We start from the raw sequence: 19,187 nt of genomic DNA, 5'->3' as shown, positions 1-19,187 counted from the left end.
GCAAATGTAAAATGTCTAATGTTCTAGTAATATCCATTATACTGTAAAACCATAGTGAAAAATAAGGGAGAATGTCCAAAAACAGCAAAAAGAAAACGTTCTCAATTCCCGAAAAAGAAGAAAGGAAGCGAATTATGAATTTTAAAGACGAAAATGCGTTAGACTTAGAATGGGTTATGCTCATAATGGAAGCAAAAGAAACAGGTATAAGCATCGAGGAAGTTAGACAATTTTTACAAAGTATTAGTTCAAATTCTTAGCCGATACATCAGTAAGGAAATAAAGAATTCGTTACGGATAGCTAACCTTTATAGCGGGTCTCAAGCTATGTCCACTAGATGTATAATCATCCCTTTACAGTAAGAACGTTTATTTATAATGCACGATAAAGTGAAATTATGGTATTATTATCGATAAGTAAGCATTAGTAAGGGTGATTATAATGACAATTGGTCAACGTATTCGGAGATCTTAGAATGAAACAGGGAATATCGCTAACAGAACTTGCAAACCGAGCGGGTGTTGCTAAATCGTACATATCTTCAGTAGAAAGAGGAATTCAGCTCAACCCATCTATTCAATTTCTAAACAAAATTTCTACCTCATTGAACGTGAGTATTGATAGATTGATTCATGAGCCTATGGATAAAGCTGAGTCGTTGGATATTGATAATGAGTGGCTTGAGTTAGCAAAAGAAGCAGCGGAGTCAGGAATAAGCAAAGAGCAGTTTAAACAATTTCTTGAATTTCAAAAATGGCAGCGGGCAAAGCAAGATTAACTTCGCGGAATATACATAAAAGAGAACTTACATAGCACAACTGCTAAAAAATCATGATTGCAAAAAAGAGATTCCATTTATCTATGGAATCTCTTTTTTGTTGACTTAAGAAGAAATAAAATGAGACGGGAATTCTTTTTCTCGCTGAAACTGAATACGTTCAAGAGTTATTAATCTTGGCTTTCTTTTCTGTTCAAACTGTCTCAATGTTTCTGAAATCTCTTTGTTTTGATAAAAAACTTGATGCAGTAAGTCAGACAGTAAGTCAGCATCTTTTAATGACTCGTTTAATCCAAAAGCGCCAGTAGGAGTCATCGTATGAGCAGCATCACCTAACAAGAGCAGGTGATGTTTTGACCACACTTCGCTTATGCTGCTTTGCACAGAAAGAAGCGTAAAGTCTGACCACGACTTAATAAACCTTTCAATTGAAAGGTTTAAGCTAGGGAAAGCCTCTATTAAACGCTGAATAAACGGTTTAAACGATTGTTTTCGAAGAGCAGGATAGCTGTCTTTTTCAATATTCCATCCGATTTGAACAAAGCCTTTTGCTTGAGAAAAAAGCGCTACCTGCTGCTGCTTCACAAGCGCAAATTTAATAGAAGGCTCCCAGTTGGCAGGTGCAGGAATTTTCGCCCAAAGCAAATCGTATCCATGATTATGAATATTGTTTTTTATGTGCGCAAGTTTGCGAACAGTTGAATATCGACCATCTGCTCCAATAATGATTTTACTTTCAACTATTATTTCACCCCGGCCTTTTTGCTGAGCTTTTATTCCAGTATATTGTCCTTTTTCATTTTGCGTTAGCTCCGTTACTTTTGTGCCCAGCATAAGTTTGTAGGAGGGATGGCTGCTTGCTCGGCTATCTATAGACTGAAGAAGATGCTGCTGTGGAACATGAATTCCTGCATGCCCAAGTTCAGATTCTATCGTTTTGAATACATGTCCATCTTTCCAGTATTCGACCCTAGACATTCGAAGGAGGCCTAAGCTTTCAATTTCTTCAAATATATGATGTTTTTTAAGAATCATTTCTCCATCTTCATTTAAATGTTCGCCTCGAAATTCTTTTCCAAGCTTATCAGATCTCTCTATCAGTATAGTTGATATATTTTGTTTAGCCAGTAGATAGGCTAGTAGAGCACCGCCTGGTCCGGCTCCTATTATACACACATCTGTTTGATAGTTCATTTTCTTCACCTTGTTTGTTATATGCAATTAAGTTACTTTTAGTAAGTATATTAACTTTTATAAATGTTAATGTCAACTTTTTTATAGCTTTTCTTCTATGGAATTCGTTCTTTGGTCGAAACACAAATAAGGTTTTACATAAACAAAGTCAAAGATTAAGTTTTATGGTAAACTAAAATACACAAATTATTTTGAATAATTTGTATAAAAAGGTGAAATTTAAACATTGTTGAGAAAAAGCACGGTTGGAAAGCTGCAGGATTTTTAGCAAGAAGAGTAGAGAACGTCTCTGAAAATTCTAGCAAACTCCAATTTCGACTGGAGGATGATTATGACAAAAGTAGAACATTATATTCAAACATTGGGTAACAGTGCAGATTTGCTAACGAAAAAGCAGACAAGCATTTACTTCGAAAAACTTTCAAACACCTTTCCTTTTTTAACAATCATGCAAATTAATTGGAGAAAAGTATTAATTAAAAAGTCCGCCCGGCATATTGAAGAAATCAAAAAATGGCTTCAAGAGATGAATATAAAAGAACATCAGGTTGTTTTATTTTGGAAACGAGCAACTAAAGCCGTAAGCGTCGATTTAGCTCAGGCTCTAACGTTTTTCCAACAAACAGCTGATCTTACAGAAGAAGCGTTTATTTACTGTCCGTCTGTTGACTATGTCATTGAATATTTTAAAGACGGTAAAATGATGATTGGTTTAGCAGCACGTTAATTAAAAGGGAAAAAAGCTGAGGGAAGAGGGGGAATGAGAACTTCTTCACTCGGCTTTTTATGCATATAAACTCTAAAAAATACGAAACATAACGTTATTTACAACATAAATTACCTTCTCTTTATAATTAGTGGGAAAAGTATTGACATTTTCCATAAAACAAATATAATTAACATTAATCATATTGTTAATTGTAAAAAGAGTGATCAGGAGAAATGCTGAATGTCGAACAAAAAAGCAATGACGAATCAAATGAAAAAAGAATACCCTAAACCCTATGGCTATACGTCAGATATTGCTGTATTTACGATTGTGACGGAAGAAAAAGAACCCTACAAACCACCTAAAATGAATTTAAAATTAATGCTTATCCAGCGAGCAATGCTAAACGCGGAGGGAGAAAAGAACAGCGAAGCAGGAAAGTGGGCGCTTCCCGGCGGATTTGTCCATCCTGATGAATCAGCTTTTGAAGCGGCTAAAAGAGAGCTCGAAGAAGAAACGGGCGTGAACGATATCCATTTAAAACACTATGGTGTCTATGATGAGCCCGGAAGAGACGATAGGGGATGGGTCATCACAAACGCACATTATGCAATTGTCCCAGAAGATAGTCTAATAAAACGAAAAGCGAATGATGATGCTGCTCGAGTTGAATTATTTAAAATAGATGAAATCTTTTCATTGCCTTTAGCTTTTGATCATGAAATCATCATTCGAGATGCAATCAAGGAAATTAAGAAAGATTTATTGCAAACGACTATTGCTCAGAAGTTTCTGCCTTCTCAGTTTACATACTCTGAACTGCAGGCTGTGCTGCTTACCGTAACGGATGATGCGGCAATTAAAAGTGATCAGGCGTTTGCACGAAAAATAAGAATGCTGCCATTCATTGAAGAAGTAGACGGAAAAACAACGACGAGAACGTCTAAAAAGCCAACAAAGCTCTACCGGTTTGTTGAGATGAATGTGATGAAGCCAATCTATACAGCACGCTATTAAAAGAAAAAACTTTCAATTCAAATAATTAACAATATGTTAACTGTTAATTTTTATTTATGAGGGGGAAACATAATGAAAAAAGCACTGATTAACATTGATTATACCAATGATTTTGTAGCTGAAAACGGGGCTTTGACATGCGGAGAACCAGGGCGACACATTGAAACATCCATAAGCGATATCACGCGTCAATTTATTGAGCAAGGCGAGTATGTCGTCTTTGCCATTGATTTTCATAAAGAAAATGATTCCTTGCATCCAGAATCAGCGCTGTTTCCGCCTCATAATATTGAAGGTTCTGCAGGAAGGAAGCTATACGGAAAGTTAAATGATTTATATAATGTGTATCAATCAAAGGCAAATGTAGAATGGATAAATAAAACGAGATACAGCGCATTTGCTGGAACAAATTTGGAGATTAAACTGCGAGAAAGACAGATTACCGATGTCTACTTAGCAGGTGTATGTACGGATATCTGTGTACTTCATACAGCAGTAGATGCTTATAATAAAGGATTTGCTATTTATATTTATGAAAAAGCCGTAGCGAGCTTTAATCAAAAAGGCCATGAGTGGGCGCTCGAACACTTTAAATCTTGCCTCAGAGCAGAAATTATTTAAGGACATAAAAGTGGAGGAAATCAATGAATATGTTTACAGATGACAGCGTAATGCTACACACCGATTTATATCAAATTAATATGGGAGAAACGTATTGGGAAGATAACATTCATCAAAAGAAGGCTGTTTTTGAAGTTTTTTTCCGCAAACTTCCTTTTGGGAATGGGTATGCTGTTTTTGCTGGATTAGAAAGAATTATTGAATATATTAAAGCATTTAAATTTAGCGAATCTGATTTAACGTACTTGCACGAAGAATTAGGTTTTAAAGAAGATTATTTAGCTTACTTAAAAGACCTTACATTTACTGGGACAATTCGATGTATGCGTGAAGGTGAGCTTGTGTTTCATAATGAACCAATTTTACGTGTAGAAGCACCGTTAATTGAAGCTCAGCTTGTAGAAACAGCGATTTTAAATATTGTGAATTACCAAACGCTGATTGCAACAAAAGCAGCCCGAATCAAACATGTAGTAGGAGACCAAGTGGCAATGGAGTTTGGAACGCGACGCGCTCAAGAAATGGATGCTGCTATTTGGGGAACAAGAGCAGCCTATATTGGCGGATTTGGTGCTACTTCTAACGTGCGTGCAGGAAAGAAATTTGGAATTCCAGTTGCAGGAACGCATGCCCATGCAATGGTGCAAGCTTATAAAGACGAATATATTGCATTTCATAAATACGCTCGTCGCCATAAAAACTGTGTGTTTCTAGTTGATACGTACGATACGTTAAAATCAGGAGTTCCCAATGCGATTAAAGTAGCAAAAGAATTAGGAGACAAAATTAATTTTACGGCGATTCGTTTAGACAGCGGCGATTTAACTTATTTGTCTAAAAAAGCTCGTCAAATGTTGGATGAAGCAGGGTTTACAGAGACAAAAATTGTTGCTTCCAACGATTTAGATGAAGATACGATTATGCATTTAAAGTCGCAAGGTGCACAGATAGACATGTGGGGAATTGGTACGAAGCTCATTACTGCATATGATCAGCCGGCGCTTGGAGCAGTGTATAAACTCGTCTCTATTGAAGGAGAAAATGGCGAGATGATGGATACGATTAAAATTAGTGCGAATCCTGAAAAAGTCAGTACACCAGGGTTAAAGCGCGTATATCGTATTATTAATAATTTGAATGGGAAATCTGAAGGGGATTATATTACGATGGAAGACGAAGACCCTCAAAGCGAAGAACGTTTAAAAATGTTCCATCCTGTTCATACGTTTATCAGTAAATTCGTCACAAATTTTGAGGCAAAAGAACTTCATCATGATATCTTTGTAAACGGAAAGCTTGTGTATGAAACAGAAGAACTTCAGGAAATTCAGCAGTACGTAAAAGATAATTTAGAGCTGCTTTGGGATGAATATAAGCGCACGCGCAATCCAGAAGAATATCCAGTAGATTTAAGCGAAAAGTGTTGGGAAAATAAAACGCGTCAAATTGCGTACGTAAAACAAAAAGTAGCGGAAGCCCTAAATAAAAAATAGTAGGGAGTTGGAGACATGTCAGATACGCTTGCTTATTTTCAACAGCTAAACCCTGATAAGAAAATAGATACGCTTTTAGAAAAAGGAGCGAAAATTGGGATTTATGGTTCATCTTTTGATCCGGTTACCAACGTTCATCTTTGGACGGCATCAACGGTTGCGCATCGAAAGAAGTTAGATGCTATTATCTTCTTGCCTTCATCGCACAAACGGACAGATAAAAAGCTCCAAACGTCCGATGAACACCGTGTAAATATGGTTAGCTTAGCGATTAAAGACAACCCGAAATTTTTGCTCGATACGTATGAGCTAGACGTATTGCCCGGCTATCATTACACATACTACACTATGGAGCACTTTAAAAAATTGCTCCCACACGCTGACTTATTTTTTATTATGGGAGCCGACTTACTGCAAGATATTGGTGAGGGCAAGTGGAAGAAAGCAGATGAACTTATTAGTGAAAACCAGTTTATCATCATGGCAAGAGAGGGAATAGACATGTTGAAAGCTATTAGTCATTCTCCTTTGCTTCGAAATTATGACGACGGCCGGTTTCAGCTTCTTGATAAGGGGCTTGCAATGGAAATCAGCTCTACTTATATTCGTCAAGAATTTGCCAGGGGCGGAGAACCACGATATTTAATGCCTGATCTCTGTTATTTTTATAGTAAAGAACATGGTTTGTATCAGTAAGAAATCTACATATAATGGAAGGAGAGCATGTATCATGTCAGACATGCAAGAAAAAATAAGAAAAGAGCTACATGTGAAATCTGAAATTGATCCAGCACAAGAAATTCGTGCCCGCGTTGATTTTTTGAAAAACTACCTAAAGTCAGCAAATGCAAAAGGCTTTGTATTAGGTATAAGCGGAGGGCAGGACTCTAGTTTAGCTGGACGATTAGCGCAGATTGCAGTAGACGAATTGCGAAAAGAAGAATATGAAGCAAAATTTGTAGCCGTTCGCTTGCCTCATGGCACGCAGCATGACGAAGCAGATGCGAAGGCGTCACTAGAATTTATTAAACCTAATGAAACATATACATTTAATATTAAAAACACGGTGGAAGCATTTGAAAGTTCGTTTACAGGTGCGACAGATATAGCGCTGTCTGATTTTCATAAAGGAAATGTCAAAGCACGTACGCGTATGATCGTACAGTATGCAATCGGAGGAGAAAACGGCCTTTTAGTTATCGGAACCGATCATGCAGCAGAAGCAGTAACAGGCTTTTTTACAAAATACGGAGATGGCGGAGCAGACGTGCTGCCTCTAACGGGATTAACAAAACGTCAAGGAAAAGCATTGCTAAAAGAATTAGGTGCAGATAAACGATTGTACGAAAAAGTACCAACAGCTGACTTATTAGATAATAGTCCTGGTCAATCTGATGAAACGGAACTAGGAATTTCTTATGATGAACTAGACGACTATTTGGAAGGAAAAGAAGTATCACAAGAAGCTGCTGAAAAAATTGAACAGCGCTATCGTATTACTGAACATAAGCGTCAGTTACCGGCTAGCATGTTTGATGAATGGTGGAAATGAGAGAAATGCCCATATTAGGGATATCTAATATGGGCATTATTTTGACTGATTTCTTTCAAAAAACAAAAAAGAGGCGGAAAAAGTGTAATTTAATGAATTGTTTTCTCATACACACTTTGTTATTCTTACGCACTTTGGTATAATGAAGTGCTTTTAATATTATTGAGGAGGAACATTTTTTATGGCAGTTGAAGTAGGTAGCAAGGTACAAGGTAAAGTAACAGGTATTACTAATTTTGGAGCATTTGTAGAATTACCTGGAGGTCAAACTGGGCTTGTACATATTAGTGAGGTAGCTGACAGCTATGTAAAAGACATTAATGACCATCTTAAAGTTGGTCAAGAAATTGAAGTGAAAGTCGTTAATGAGAAAGACGGAAAAATTGGATTATCGATTAAAAAAGCGATAGATAAACCGGAAAGACCCTCATCTTCTTATTCACAACGCCCGCCACGTCAGGCAAGAAATAATGATAATCGTTCTAAAAGCAACTTCCAACCAAAGGAAAACTTCGAACAAAAAATGGCGCGTTTCTTAAAAGATAGTGAAGATAATTTATCTACACTAAAACGCAGCACTGAATCAAAACGAGGTGGCAGAGGCGGAAGACGCGGATAAATCCCTTCCACTCTAACTACTTTATTATATAGTTGAAGCAAGCCAGTAAAAATTGGCTTGCTTCTTTTTTGTGATAGCTTAAGTACATACGCTAGAAGAGTAAAGAGAAGGTTAAGCACTTACTTAGTTGTAAAGTAGATGCCAATCGTGACAAGAGATGAAAGAAGATCAAGGATGAGTAGGATGAAATTTAAATCTATCATAATCATACCTCCCTTTTTGCGAGCGTTGACGTTAGTATCTGCACGAACTACTTTTATTATTCGTAATTTTTAAAAATTTCATTTAGTTAAATGTGATATTTAATATTTAATTAAACTATGTTCTAAATAATAATTAATAAAATAAAAAACGCTTATAAGAACAATTTTCTTAAAATAATAAAAAAACCTTATAAGTAAACGAAGAGAAAGTAGGAATGAGTCCCTCATCGAAATAGCTAAATTAACAGAAATTCGTCAGTATTCTTGTATATTCATCTAATTCTTTCATAATTTGAGGAATAAAAAAGTGGTGAAAAAGCAAAGAACAGACAAAATTCTTCCTTTTTTGAGCAGTAGTGCTCAATTTGGAGAAATATATAAAATGATTCCATAGACTCAAGGATTTTATAGTAATATATAGAACTTCCATACTATTCTAGTTTTTAGCTCATTAGCTAAGTAAAAGATGCGTATGTTTTGGGGATGAAGACATACATAGTCGTACGAATTATAGAGAGAAATGGAGAGGGAAAAACGATGAAAAAAGTATCAATTCGGGCTGTATTGAGTACAGTAGCATTTTCGGTTGCTTTATCTTCTTTTGCAATGGGAGCATCGGCTAATGGAAATTCAAAGCCGGCGCTGGAACCGTCACTAGTTAAAATTCAAGGAGACTATAACTTAAAATCGGCTAAAAAAGTAAAAGTTATTGTGGAGTTAAATGAAGAGTCTGTAGCGGAAGCCAAGAAAAAAGGAGTAGCGCAAAGTAAAGGAAAGATTAAAAAAGCGCGTGACGAAGTGAAAAAAGAACTTTCAAAAGCTTCTAAAACTTCAAAAGTAAAGCGAGAATACGACCAAGTGTTTTCTGGGTTTTCAGCGGAACTTCCGGCTAATGACCTTGAAAAAGTAGCAAGTTTACCTGGAGTAAAAGCTATTTATCCAAGCGTTGAATATCATACAACAGAAGTGAAATCGAAAGAAGTGAGCGCCGAAGAATACGGTTCTGAAATGGATAAAAGCATTTACTACGTGGGAGCAGATCAAGCGTGGAAATCAGGATATACAGGTAAAAATATGACCGTAGCTGTTATCGATACAGGCGTTGATTACGACCACCCGGATTTAAAGTCGGCGTTTGAGAAATATAAAGGATGGGATTTTGTTGATGATGACAAAGACCCTCAAGAAACGCCGGCTGGAGATCCAAAAGGCGAAGCGACAACGCACGGTACGCACGTAGCGGGAACAATTGCAGCGGACGGGAAAATTAAAGGGATAGCTCCTGATGCTCATTTACTTGCGTATCGTGTACTAGGCCCAGGAGGAACAGGTTCAACAGAAGACGTAATTGCCGGTATTGAACGTGCGGTAGAAGACGGGGCGGATGTAATGAACCTGTCGCTTGGAGATACGATTAATAATCCGGACTTGGCAACGAGTATTGCATTAGATTGGGCAATGGAAGAAGGAGTAGTAGCCGTTACATCAAATGGAAACAGTGGACCAGCTAACTGGACAGTAGGCTCTCCGGGAACGTCTCGTGAAGCTATTTCAGTTGGTGCGACTCAGCTTCCTTACAATTTGTATAAAACGACATTAACCGTAGATAACGCAAGCTATGCTTCAGCTGAAGTAATGGGCTTTCCAAACGACAAGGCGTTACTGGATGCAAGCGGTAAAAATTATGAATTTGTCCCTGTCGGACTTGGAAAACCAGAAGACTTTGAAGGAAAGGATGTAAAAGGAAAAGTAGCGGTTATTTCCCGCGGTGACATTGCATTTGTAGATAAAGTTGACAATGCGAAAAAAGCCGGCGCTGTTGCAACAGTCATTTACAATAACGTAGAAGGAACAATTCCTGATATTCCAGGTACATCTCTGCCGAGTATTCGCCTATCGAAAGCCGATGGACAAGCTTTGATAGCTTCTTTAGCAAAAGGATCCGTCACCGGCTCTTTTAACGCAACATTTGATCAGACAGTCGATGAAACAATGGCTGACTTTTCGTCTCGCGGACCCGTTGTGGATACGTGGATGATTAAGCCGGACATTTCGGCACCGGGAGTCGATATTATCAGTACAGTGCCAACAGATGATCCGAGCAATCCTCATGGATATGGATCAAAACAAGGCACAAGTATGGCCGCACCGCACGTAGCAGGAGCAGCAGCGTTAATTTTACAGGCGCATCCCAATTATAAAGTAGAAGACGTAAAAGCATCTTTAATGAACACAACGGAACTGCTTCGTGACCGCAACGGGCTCATTTACCCTCATAATACGCAAGGTGCAGGAAGCATGCGCGTAGTAGATGCAATTAAAGCAAAAACGCTTATCACCCCAGGAAGTCACTCGTACGGCGTCTTTTATAAAGATAAAGGGAAACAAGTAGAAAAACAAAGCTTTAAGATTAAAAATCTATCAAATCACAGTCAAAAATACTCGGTCAAAGTGAAATTTAAGAAAAGCCATCAAGCAATTGACGTTAAATCAACAAACGATTTAGTTGTTAATGCAGGAAAAACGCAAAAAGTAAATCTCAATGTAAAAGTAGATGCGGGGAAATTATCTCCTGGCTATTACGAAGGGACCATTACGGTAAGTAACAATAAAGAAACGTACGATGTTCCAACGATCTTATTTGTAAAAGAGCCGGATTATCCTCGCGTTACTTCTGCGTATGTAGATGTACTAGGAAATGGCTCATTTGAATACGGCAGTTATTTACCAGGAGGAGCAGAGAAGCTTAGCTATTACATTTACGATGCAACGCTAGAAAAAGGGGAATTGTTAAGTTCGTATACGAATGTAGGAAAAGGATTCTCTAGCGCAACGTGGGACGGAAAAATTAATGGTGAAGCTCTTCCAGCGGGAACGTATTATTTATACGCAGAAGCAGTAAAAGCAGGTCAGACGACCGGTTCTTTAGGAGAATTTGAAATTCAATAAATAAAAAAAGAGTGCCAGTCTAACTGACACTCTTTTTTTATTGAGCCGTATATCCTCCATCGATCACAGCAGCTTGGCCGGTGACGCCTTTTGCTAAATCACTTGCTAAAAACATTGCGTAGTCTGCAATTTCATCAACTGCCAGCAAGCGTTTTTGAGGAACAAGAGGATAAATAACTTCTTCTAGTACTTTTTCAAGCGCTACATTTCGCGTACGTGCTAAATCTTTTAATTGATTTTGAACAAGCGGTGTATCAACATAACCAGGGCAAATCGCATTTACCGTAATGCCGTGCTCCGCACCTTCAAGAGCAGCCACTTTCGTTAAGCCAATCACGCCGTGCTTAGCACTGTTGTATGCCGCTTTTCCTGAGAAACCAATCAATCCGTTAATGGAAGACATGTTCAAAATGCGGCCGAATTTTTGCTTTTTCATAATAGGAAACGCATGCTTAGTCGCAACAAAAGGTGCAACAAGCATAATTTTCGTTAAAAGTTCAAATTTTTCAGTAGGAAATTCTTCGAGCGGGGAAACAAATTGCATGCCAGCATTGTTAATTAATACATCAAGGCGGCCATATGTTTCAACCGTTTGAGCAATCATTTGTTCAATGTCACTTTCATTTGTCACATCTGCTTTAATGCCTAATGCTTCGTAGCCTTTTGTCTTCAATTTGTCTGCTGCTTTCTTAACTCCGTCTTCATTCAAGTCAGTTAAGACAACAGTCGCTCCGTCTTCAGCAAAGCGCTCACCAATTTGATAACCAATACCTTGAGCTGCACCTGTAATTAACACAATTTTGTTTTCAACCATCGTTTTTTCCCCCTTATATGTAGATGATATAAAATCGCTTACTTTTCCATTTTATCAAAAATTATCTTAATTTAGCGAGTATTTTAACTGTACTTTACGCGAAAAGAATGGGTGTGGGAAGGGGTGTTTACTACCTTTACTTCCACATTGCTGACAGAAGCGAACGGCGAGGGACCTTTTTTAATTTCTTCAATAAATTTTTGGATATTACTTTCTTCACCTTCAGCATCAATTTCTACTTTTTGATCGTCTCGATTTCGTACCCATCCGTTAATGGAGCATTCCATTGCTTTTAGCTGCGTGTAGTGACGGAACCCAACCCCTTGAACGCGTCCGTCTACAATCATATGCACATGTTTTTTCACTGTTCTCACCTCACAGGCAATTTTCCCTTTTTTATAAAAAAGAAAACAACTATAATTTTACTTTTCACTGTATAATAGAAAAAGACATTGTAAGACTTTAACAGTTTTAATGTAGATTAAATAAGAAAGAAGGGTTATGAATGCAAGCAGCAGCACGAACGCAGCAAGCGCAGCCGGCGACGATTTACCGTATTTTATTTGCTATTAGTTTAGGACATTTTCTAAATGATTGTATGCAGTCTGTTATACCGGCACTTTTTCCAGTCCTTGAAAAATCGATGAATTTAAACTACACGCAAATCGGCTGGATTGCCTTTGCTTTAAACATGACGTCATCGATTATGCAGCCGGTATTCGGCGTATTTGCCGATAAGCGTCCCTCGCCGTTTTTATTGCCAATTGCAATGTGTTTAAGCATGATTGGTATGGTTGGACTCGCTTTAGCGCCAAATTTTTATTTTGTGATTATATCTGTTTTATTTGTAGGATTCGGATCCGCTATTTTTCACCCGGAAGGTTCTCGCGTAGCGTATATGGCAGCAGGAGGAAAGCGGGGGCTGGCACAGTCTATTTATCAAGTTGGCGGGAATACTGGACAGTCGATGGCTCCGCTGTTTACGGCATTTATCTTTATCGGACTTGGTCAGTTTGGAACAATTTGGTTTACGTTAATTGCAGGTATTGGCGTAGTGGTTTTATACAGCGTGTCTAAATGGTATAAATCAGAGTTAGCTACTCGTCAACGCTTGAAGAAAAAGCAGTCAGATGCTTCATTTACGATGAACAAGCAAATTATTTTTGCGATTGGACTTTTAATTTTTCTCGTTTTTGCACGTTCATGGTACGGAGCAGGCATCCTTAATTTCTTTCAGTTTTATATTATTGAAAAATTTAATTTGCCTATCAAAAGCGCTCAGCTTTACGTTTTTTTATTTATGATTGCAGGGGTGTTTGGAACATTCTTTGGAGGTCCGCTTGCCGATCGTTTCGGAAAACGAAATATTTTATTGTTTTCTATGTTAGGGTCAGTACCGTTTACTTTATTACTCCCTCACGTTTCTCTCGGAGTCGCAGCGCCTCTTTTAATACTAATCGGCTTTATTCTCCAGTCAAGTTTCAGCGTCACGGTCGTCTATGCTCAAGAGCTGATGCCGGGGAAAATTGGCTTGGTTTCCGGCTTAATTGTAGGGCTTGCTTTTGGGATGGGAGCTTTAGGAGCTGTTGTATTCGGTAAATTAGCCGATGTCTTCAGCCTTCAGTTTATTATGCTGTTTTGCAGCTATTTACCAATCCTAGGGCTGTTAACATGGCTGTTGCCGAGCGATAAGCGTGTGAAAGAAATACACGAAGCAAAATAAGAAAAAGAAAAAGCAAACGCGCCTTAGCATTTGCTTTTTTTATGAGCGTGAAGCAAATTTCAAGACGAATTCATATTTTTCTCCTACAATAGATACAATAGAAATTGAAAATCGAAAGGAAGAATCAGCTATGATTAAGCTAAGCGTATTGGATCAGTCTCCAGTTTCAAGCGGATCAACACCAAAGGAAGCGTTAAAACGTACGGTGGAACTGGCAAAATTAACGGAAAAGTTGGGCTACCACCGCTTTTGGGTAGCGGAACATCATAATACGAACGGTCTTGCAGGCTCATCTCCAACTCTTTTAATGACGCACTTAGCTTCTCAAACGAGCCGAATCCGAATTGGATCTGGAGGAGTCCTTCTTCCTCAATACAGTCCGTATAAAGTAGCAGAAGATGCTCAGCTGCTTGAAAATCTGTTTCCGAACCGAATCGATTTAGGTCTTGGACGCTCACCGGGAGGAGATGCGCTGACGCGGCTAGCGCTTACAGATGGAGTACGTAAAAGCCTCAATGAATTTCCGCGTCAAATTCAGGCGTTAAAAGGGCATCTTGAGCATAATTTGCCGTCTGATCATCCGTATTACGGTGTGACAGCTTATCCGTTAAGTGAAACAAAGCCGGAACTGTGGCATCTTGGTATCAATAAAAGAGGAGCAAGATCAGCTGCTGAGCTGGGCATTTCTTTTACGTTTGGACACTTTATTTATTCAGTTGGTGGACAAGAAGCCATTCGTCATTATAAACAAGAATTTATCCCTTCTTCGTATCAATCAAAGCCTAAAACCAACGTATGTGTATTTGTTGTATGTGCAGAAACAACAGAAGAAGCCGAGGAGCACGCCAAAACGCTAGATGATTGGCTGTTGAAAGTAGCCAAAGGCGGAGACACAACGGTTTCATCGATAGAAGAAGTGCGCAATCGTTCTTATTCAGAAGAAGAGCTTAAAAAAATAAGCACCAATCGTCCTCGTATGATCGTAGGAAATCCAGCTGAAGTAAAACAAGGATTAACGCAGCTGCAGCAAAAATACGATAACGACGAATTTTTAATTATTACAAATATCCATGATTATGAAGCAAAAAAGAAGTCTTATCAACTGCTTGCAGAGCTATTTCCTCAACCCTCATTTTTCTAAGAAAAAGATGGGGTTTTTTTACGTAATTAAATGTTAGAATATTTAAAAAGGAGGAGTGACATGCAAGTAGAGCAAAAAAGTGTAAGCAGCCAAACTAATAAGATTACCTATACATATATTAAAACAGGAGGGCCTCGCATTTGCTTTATGTTTTCAGGGCTAGGCTATACGTACGAAAAGCCCCTGTTGTATTATGTAACGATGCTGATGATAAAACACGGAATTGACGTGGTTCAGATTCACTATACATATTCAAAAGAGCTGATGACAAAGTCTACAGATGAGATTGCAGACGTTATGATGAAAGACATTTGTTTAGTGCTGCAGGACGTTTTGCCTCAAAATAGCTATAAAGATATCATATTTGCAGGGAAATCGCTTGGGACCATTCCTCTAATTCAGCGAGTTATGAAAGATGAAGTTTACAAAGACGCAGTGATGCTTTTACTGACGCCGCTTTTAACAAGAACAGAACTGTTTGAAAGTTTACTAAAAAGCTCTCACAAAGGTCTTCTTGTAATAGGAAGTGGTGATCACTATTATACTGAAGAAGTTTATCGATTAAAAACAAATCCAATGAATATTGCAGTCATCGAAAATGCCGATCATTCATTGGATGTTTTGTATGCTCCAGCAGAATCGTTAAGGGTGCTGGGAACCGTTTTGGACGGCATAGAACAGCTTCTGTGAGACAGGAAATAAGGAAAGGAGAACAAAATGGATACGCTACGTGAAATTATTTGCGAAAAAAGAGCCTACAGCTATTCACCTCATACTCATGATCATAACTACAGTCAGCTTTTGTTTCCGCTAGCAGGTGCTCTTGATATTCAAGCAAGCGAGCAGCACTTAACGCTGCAAGAAGGATGCTTTTACATTCCGCCTCGTCAACTGCATACGTATCAAGCTAAAAATACAAATGAATGTTTGGTTGTTGATATTCCTTTGAAATTTACAGAAAGTGCGCATCTTTCTCAAGAAGCAGCTTTTATTCAATGGGATTCAACGTGGAAAGCACTTCGCTACCTGTTACTTGAGGGGCTTCAAAAAAGCACTGACAGGGGGGCGCTTGAAGATTTAGTCCGTTACGTTCAGCATTATTTGCCAAAGAAACAAACGTTTAAATCCATTGATTACCTTCATGCTAACTTCAATCAAGAGTTAAATATAGAAAGTCTTGCTAAGCTGGAAAATTATCATCCTGCCTATTTTTCCACTTGGTTTAAACAAAAAACGGGTTATTCGCCTCAAAGCTATGTAGCGCATATACGTTTAAATAAAGCAAAAGAACTGCTAAAAGAGAGCAGCTACTCGGTAACGTATATTGCGCATGAAGTGGGCTATCACAGCTTGTCTTCATTTACGAAATGGTTTGCAAAACAAGAGGGAGTCTCACCGACGCGATATCGAAGTATCTTAAAAACAGACAAATAAGATCGTAAAAGTGGAAAAACTTTTTTCTTTCTTTTAGCTATGATAAAAGAAAGGGGATGAAACGATGAATACTTCATTATCAAAAATACTTATTTTATGTGCCGCAGTTTTGTGGGGAACAACAGGAACCGCCCAAGCTTTAGCATCTGCTGAAGCGCATTCCGTGGCGATTGGAGCCGTACGTTTAGCGGTAGGGGGACTGTCGCTTCTTGCAGCTTGTCTTACACAAAGAAAGAATGTGGACGTAAGACGTCTTCCTATTTTGCCTCTGGCGGTTGCTGCAGCAAGCATGGCCGCTTATCAGCCGCTGTTTTTTTCAGCCGTTATCACAACGGGTGTTGCAGTAGGCACAATGGTGGCAATTGGCAGTGCGCCTGTTTTGTCAGGAGTATTAGATTACATAGTGTACCGCAAGAAACCTACAAAAAAATGGTTGCTTGCTACGGTTACTGGTATTATAGGGTGCAGCTGCTTGCTGTTAAAAAAAGATACTCAAATCGACGTGATAGGTTTGGGTATGGCGATAGGAGCAGGGGCGTCTTTTGCTTGCTATACGACTGTCAATAAAAAAATTGTTCAGCATGTTGATCCGCAAGTAGGAGCTTCGCTTGTGTTCACAGCCGCCGCCGTTTTACTGATACCATGCTGGTTTATGTACGATATGAGCTGGCTAGTCTCTTTAAATGGAATGGGGATTGCTCTTCATTTAGGAATACTTACGACGGCGATTGCTTATGTATTATTTTCTACAGCGCTTAAGTCAGTGCAAGCGTCTACCGCCGTAACGTTATCGTTAGCAGAGCCCGTTACCGCTTTTTTACTTGGCGTCTTTTTCTTAGGAGAATCTCTAACTTTGGTAAACATATGCGGAGCAGCACTAGTATTTGCTAGCTTAGCGTTTTTAACGTATTCTCCGAAGTCATCGCTAAATCAAGAGGTGCATATATAAAAAATCCCCCCGTTCTTTAAAGAACGGGGGGATTTTTTATTAAGCGTACATGCTAGCTACTTGTTTTTGCAGGTTGCTGTCTTCTAAATACTCATCGTACGTCATTTGCTTGTCAATTACTCCATTTGGCGTAATTTCAATCACACGATTCGCAATCGTTTCAACGAACTGATGGTCATGAGATGTGAAAATCATTGAACCTTTGTAGCTGATAAGTCCGTTGTTTAGTGCTGTGATTGATTCTAAGTCAAGGTGATTCGTAGGATCGTCTAGTAAAAGAACGTTTGAACCGCTTAGCATCATTTTAGAAAGCATACAGCGAACTTTTTCTCCTCCGGAAAGAACGTTGGCTTTTTTCAACACTTCTTCACCAGAGAATAGCATTCTGCCTAAGAAACCGCGTAAGAAGCTTTCGCTTTGATCATTAGGTGAATACTGACGCAGCCAGTCTACTAAGTTTAAATCTCCGTTTTCAAAGTACTCGGAGTTGTCTTTTGGGAAAAAGGCTTGAGACGTTGTGACACCCCATTTGTACGTACCGCTGTCTGCTTCCATTTCACCCATTAAAATCTTCATTAATGTTGAATTTGCAAGTTCGTTTCGGCCTACAAGAGCAATCTTGTCATCTTTATTCATAATAAAGCTTACGTTATCAAGTACTTTTACGCCGTCAATTGTTTTTGTTAAACCTTCAACGCGAAGTACGTCATTTCCAATCTCACGTTCCGGCGTGAAGTTCACGTATGGGTAACGACGAGAAGAAGGACGGATGTCATCTAATGAAATTTTATCAAGCAATTTTTTACGAGACGTTGCTTGTTTTGATTTCGATGCATTTGCGCTAAAGCGAGCGATAAAGGCTTGAAGCTCTTTAATTTTTTCTTCTTTTTTCTTGTTTGCATCTGACGCCATTTTTTGTGCTAATTGACTTGATTCATACCAGAAATCATAGTTACCAACGTAGACTTGGATTTTACTGAAGTCAAGGTCAGCAATGTGCGTACATACTTTGTTTAAGAAGTGACGGTCATGTGATACAACAATGACTGTGTTTTCAAAGTTAATTAAGAACTCTTCTAACCATTGAATTGCTTGGATATCCAAGTTATTCGTAGGCTCATCTAGAAGTAGTACATCAGGTTTTCCGAATAAAGCTTGTGCAAGAAGCACTTTTACTTTTTCACTACCCGTTAGTTCAGCCATTTTTTTTGCGTGAAGATCTTCAGAAATACCTAATCCTTTTAAAAGAATAGCCGCTTCTGATTCTGCTTCCCAACCGTTTAATTCAGCAAATTCACCTTCAAGCTCAGCAGCTTTCATTCCGTCTTCATCTGTGAAGTCTGCTTTCATATAAATAGCATCTTTTTCTTGCATTACTTCATAAAGGCGAGCGTGCCCCATAATAACGGTTTTCATAACTTCTTGATCTTCATATTCGAAGTGGTTCTGTTTTAAGACAGCAAGGCGTTCGCCAGGGCCCATATGTACATCACCAGTCTGAGATTCAATTTCACCAGATAAAATTTTTAAAAACGTTGATTTTCCAGCACCGTTTGCGCCGATTAATCCATAGCAGTTACCAGGCGTGAATTTAATATTCACATCTTCAAATAACTTTCGGTCGCCAAATCGTAAACTTACATTACTAACTGTAATCATGTATGAGCAGTCCTCCAAATTCAATATCTATAAAATTATACCATTCTTTTGAGATAAGAGCGATATGAATACAATATTTCAAACATAAAGTGTAACCGACACTTTAAGCACTCGTCAACCATTTAAGGGATTTTTTGAGCGGTAACGCTTGATTATTCTAGCATTCACCAAAACTTTGAGCAGCAAACTAGTATATCTAAGCCTTCAGTAAGCAGCTCTTTTTCATTTTTAAGATGGATGTTGTATTCCTTTGTATAAGAAACAAAAAGAAGAATAATACTACCTGGTAAATAAAAGAATTTCTATGAAGTAAACACTGATATTTTACGGA

Annotated in this window: 18 protein-coding genes and 1 pseudogene; 15 read left to right on the top strand and 4 right to left on the bottom strand. The window is 38.4% G+C overall.

Features of this window, described 5'->3' with window-relative positions:
• The first annotated feature begins 71 nt into the window (after positions 1-71).
• Positions 72-260: an anti-repressor SinI family protein gene (locus ACXAE4_RS16970; RefSeq protein WP_034327777.1), complete on the top strand. Its 189-nt coding sequence runs from the start codon at positions 72-74 to the stop codon at positions 258-260.
• A gap of 182 nt (positions 261-442) precedes the next feature.
• Positions 443-779: pseudogene (locus tag ACXAE4_RS16965) on the top strand (helix-turn-helix domain-containing protein).
• Positions 780-884: 105 nt separating this feature from the next.
• Here the strand turns inward: ACXAE4_RS16965 and ACXAE4_RS16960 are convergent.
• Positions 885-1,973 carry an FAD-dependent monooxygenase gene (locus tag ACXAE4_RS16960; protein WP_028413476.1) on the bottom strand — a complete coding sequence of 363 codons (1,089 nt, stop codon included), beginning with the start codon at positions 1,971-1,973 and terminating at the stop codon, positions 885-887.
• Positions 1,974-2,304: 331 nt separating this feature from the next.
• On the opposite strand from ACXAE4_RS16960, the gene ACXAE4_RS16955 reads away from it, so the two are divergent.
• The 8 genes from ACXAE4_RS16955 (at position 2,305) to ACXAE4_RS16920 (ending at position 11,136) form a co-directional block, all read left to right on the top strand.
• Positions 2,305-2,700: a CDI toxin immunity protein gene (locus ACXAE4_RS16955; RefSeq protein WP_014460246.1), complete on the top strand. Its 396-nt coding sequence runs from the start codon at positions 2,305-2,307 to the stop codon at positions 2,698-2,700.
• Between the two features lie 222 nt (positions 2,701-2,922).
• Complete coding sequence (locus ACXAE4_RS16950; protein ID WP_028413475.1) at positions 2,923-3,699, top strand: NUDIX domain-containing protein; 777 nt, start codon at positions 2,923-2,925, stop codon at positions 3,697-3,699.
• A 72-nt stretch (positions 3,700-3,771) separates the two neighbouring features.
• On the top strand, positions 3,772-4,320 hold the full coding sequence (locus ACXAE4_RS16945) for a cysteine hydrolase family protein (RefSeq protein WP_475236454.1): 549 nt from the start codon (positions 3,772-3,774) through the stop codon (positions 4,318-4,320).
• 23 nt (positions 4,321-4,343) lie between these two features.
• The gene (locus ACXAE4_RS16940; protein WP_028413473.1) at positions 4,344-5,813 is read left to right on the top strand and encodes a nicotinate phosphoribosyltransferase; all 1,470 of its coding nucleotides are present in this window, start codon (positions 4,344-4,346) and stop codon (positions 5,811-5,813) included.
• A 15-nt stretch (positions 5,814-5,828) separates the two neighbouring features.
• Positions 5,829-6,509: a nicotinate (nicotinamide) nucleotide adenylyltransferase gene (nadD, locus tag ACXAE4_RS16935; RefSeq protein ID WP_028413472.1), complete on the top strand. Its 681-nt coding sequence runs from the start codon at positions 5,829-5,831 to the stop codon at positions 6,507-6,509.
• Positions 6,510-6,543: 34 nt separating this feature from the next.
• Positions 6,544-7,365: an ammonia-dependent NAD(+) synthetase gene (gene nadE / locus ACXAE4_RS16930; RefSeq protein WP_014460241.1), complete on the top strand. Its 822-nt coding sequence runs from the start codon at positions 6,544-6,546 to the stop codon at positions 7,363-7,365.
• 181 nt (positions 7,366-7,546) lie between these two features.
• Positions 7,547-7,984 carry a S1 domain-containing RNA-binding protein gene (locus ACXAE4_RS16925; protein WP_013056909.1) on the top strand — a complete coding sequence of 146 codons (438 nt, stop codon included), beginning with the start codon at positions 7,547-7,549 and terminating at the stop codon, positions 7,982-7,984.
• A gap of 740 nt (positions 7,985-8,724) precedes the next feature.
• Positions 8,725-11,136: a S8 family serine peptidase gene (locus tag ACXAE4_RS16920; RefSeq protein ID WP_028413470.1), complete on the top strand. Its 2,412-nt coding sequence runs from the start codon at positions 8,725-8,727 to the stop codon at positions 11,134-11,136.
• Between the two features lie 37 nt (positions 11,137-11,173).
• On the opposite strand, the gene ACXAE4_RS16915 is transcribed toward ACXAE4_RS16920, so the two are convergent.
• Together ACXAE4_RS16915 and ACXAE4_RS16910 are read right to left on the bottom strand one after the other, a co-directional pair.
• A complete protein-coding gene (locus ACXAE4_RS16915; protein WP_013056911.1) occupies positions 11,174-11,950 on the bottom strand; it encodes a 3-hydroxybutyrate dehydrogenase in 777 nt (258 codons plus the stop codon).
• Between the two features lie 83 nt (positions 11,951-12,033).
• Positions 12,034-12,315, bottom strand: coding sequence for an acylphosphatase (locus tag ACXAE4_RS16910; RefSeq protein WP_013083031.1), 282 nt, complete (start codon positions 12,313-12,315; stop codon positions 12,034-12,036).
• Between the two features lie 140 nt (positions 12,316-12,455).
• Between ACXAE4_RS16910 and ACXAE4_RS16905 the strand changes: the two genes are divergently transcribed.
• The 5 genes from ACXAE4_RS16905 to ACXAE4_RS16885 all read left to right on the top strand — a co-directional run bounded on the left by ACXAE4_RS16905 (position 12,456) and on the right by ACXAE4_RS16885 (position 17,197).
• Entirely contained in the window at positions 12,456-13,673 is a 1,218-nt protein-coding gene (locus ACXAE4_RS16905; protein WP_028413468.1) for an MFS transporter, read from the top strand.
• Between the two features lie 130 nt (positions 13,674-13,803).
• On the top strand, positions 13,804-14,814 hold the full coding sequence (locus tag ACXAE4_RS16900) for an LLM class flavin-dependent oxidoreductase (protein ID WP_028413467.1): 1,011 nt from the start codon (positions 13,804-13,806) through the stop codon (positions 14,812-14,814).
• Positions 14,815-14,874: 60 nt separating this feature from the next.
• Positions 14,875-15,504 carry a hypothetical protein gene (locus tag ACXAE4_RS16895; RefSeq protein ID WP_028413466.1) on the top strand — a complete coding sequence of 210 codons (630 nt, stop codon included), beginning with the start codon at positions 14,875-14,877 and terminating at the stop codon, positions 15,502-15,504.
• Positions 15,505-15,531: 27 nt separating this feature from the next.
• The gene (locus ACXAE4_RS16890; RefSeq protein WP_028413465.1) at positions 15,532-16,248 is read left to right on the top strand and encodes a helix-turn-helix transcriptional regulator; all 717 of its coding nucleotides are present in this window, start codon (positions 15,532-15,534) and stop codon (positions 16,246-16,248) included.
• A 64-nt stretch (positions 16,249-16,312) separates the two neighbouring features.
• Positions 16,313-17,197: a DMT family transporter gene (locus tag ACXAE4_RS16885; RefSeq protein WP_155010170.1), complete on the top strand. Its 885-nt coding sequence runs from the start codon at positions 16,313-16,315 to the stop codon at positions 17,195-17,197.
• 39 nt (positions 17,198-17,236) lie between these two features.
• Here ACXAE4_RS16885 and ACXAE4_RS16880 read toward each other — a convergent pair whose 3' ends face one another.
• Positions 17,237-18,856: an ABC-F family ATP-binding cassette domain-containing protein gene (locus ACXAE4_RS16880; RefSeq protein ID WP_013083037.1), complete on the bottom strand. Its 1,620-nt coding sequence runs from the start codon at positions 18,854-18,856 to the stop codon at positions 17,237-17,239.
• Positions 18,857-19,187: the final 331 nt, after the last annotated feature.

The sequence above is a fragment of the Priestia sp. ABM2_011 genome (genome assembly GCF_056158845.1).
The sequence above is the reverse complement of the archived record's forward strand: the minus strand, read 5'-3'. Positions and strand labels throughout refer to the sequence as shown.

Coding starts and splice junctions, on each gene's coding strand:
- ACXAE4_RS16900 (WP_028413467.1), top strand. CDS start 13,804: ATGATTAAGCTAAGCGTATTGGATCAGTCTCCAGTTTCAAGCGGATCA.
- ACXAE4_RS16890 (WP_028413465.1), top strand. CDS start 15,532: ATGGATACGCTACGTGAAATTATTTGCGAAAAAAGAGCCTACAGCTAT.
- ACXAE4_RS16915 (WP_013056911.1), bottom strand. CDS start 11,950: ATGGTTGAAAACAAAATTGTGTTAATTACAGGTGCAGCTCAAGGTATT.
- ACXAE4_RS16950 (WP_028413475.1), top strand. CDS start 2,923: ATGTCGAACAAAAAAGCAATGACGAATCAAATGAAAAAAGAATACCCT.
- nadE (WP_014460241.1), top strand. CDS start 6,544: ATGTCAGACATGCAAGAAAAAATAAGAAAAGAGCTACATGTGAAATCT.
- ACXAE4_RS16945 (WP_475236454.1), top strand. CDS start 3,772: ATGAAAAAAGCACTGATTAACATTGATTATACCAATGATTTTGTAGCT.
- nadD (WP_028413472.1), top strand. CDS start 5,829: ATGTCAGATACGCTTGCTTATTTTCAACAGCTAAACCCTGATAAGAAA.
- ACXAE4_RS16920 (WP_028413470.1), top strand. CDS start 8,725: ATGAAAAAAGTATCAATTCGGGCTGTATTGAGTACAGTAGCATTTTCG.
- ACXAE4_RS16955 (WP_014460246.1), top strand. CDS start 2,305: ATGACAAAAGTAGAACATTATATTCAAACATTGGGTAACAGTGCAGAT.
- ACXAE4_RS16885 (WP_155010170.1), top strand. CDS start 16,313: ATGAATACTTCATTATCAAAAATACTTATTTTATGTGCCGCAGTTTTG.
- ACXAE4_RS16905 (WP_028413468.1), top strand. CDS start 12,456: ATGCAAGCAGCAGCACGAACGCAGCAAGCGCAGCCGGCGACGATTTAC.
- ACXAE4_RS16970 (WP_034327777.1), top strand. CDS start 72: ATGTCCAAAAACAGCAAAAAGAAAACGTTCTCAATTCCCGAAAAAGAA.
- ACXAE4_RS16925 (WP_013056909.1), top strand. CDS start 7,547: ATGGCAGTTGAAGTAGGTAGCAAGGTACAAGGTAAAGTAACAGGTATT.
- ACXAE4_RS16960 (WP_028413476.1), bottom strand. CDS start 1,973: ATGAACTATCAAACAGATGTGTGTATAATAGGAGCCGGACCAGGCGGT.
- ACXAE4_RS16895 (WP_028413466.1), top strand. CDS start 14,875: ATGCAAGTAGAGCAAAAAAGTGTAAGCAGCCAAACTAATAAGATTACC.
- ACXAE4_RS16880 (WP_013083037.1), bottom strand. CDS start 18,856: ATGATTACAGTTAGTAATGTAAGTTTACGATTTGGCGACCGAAAGTTA.
- ACXAE4_RS16940 (WP_028413473.1), top strand. CDS start 4,344: ATGAATATGTTTACAGATGACAGCGTAATGCTACACACCGATTTATAT.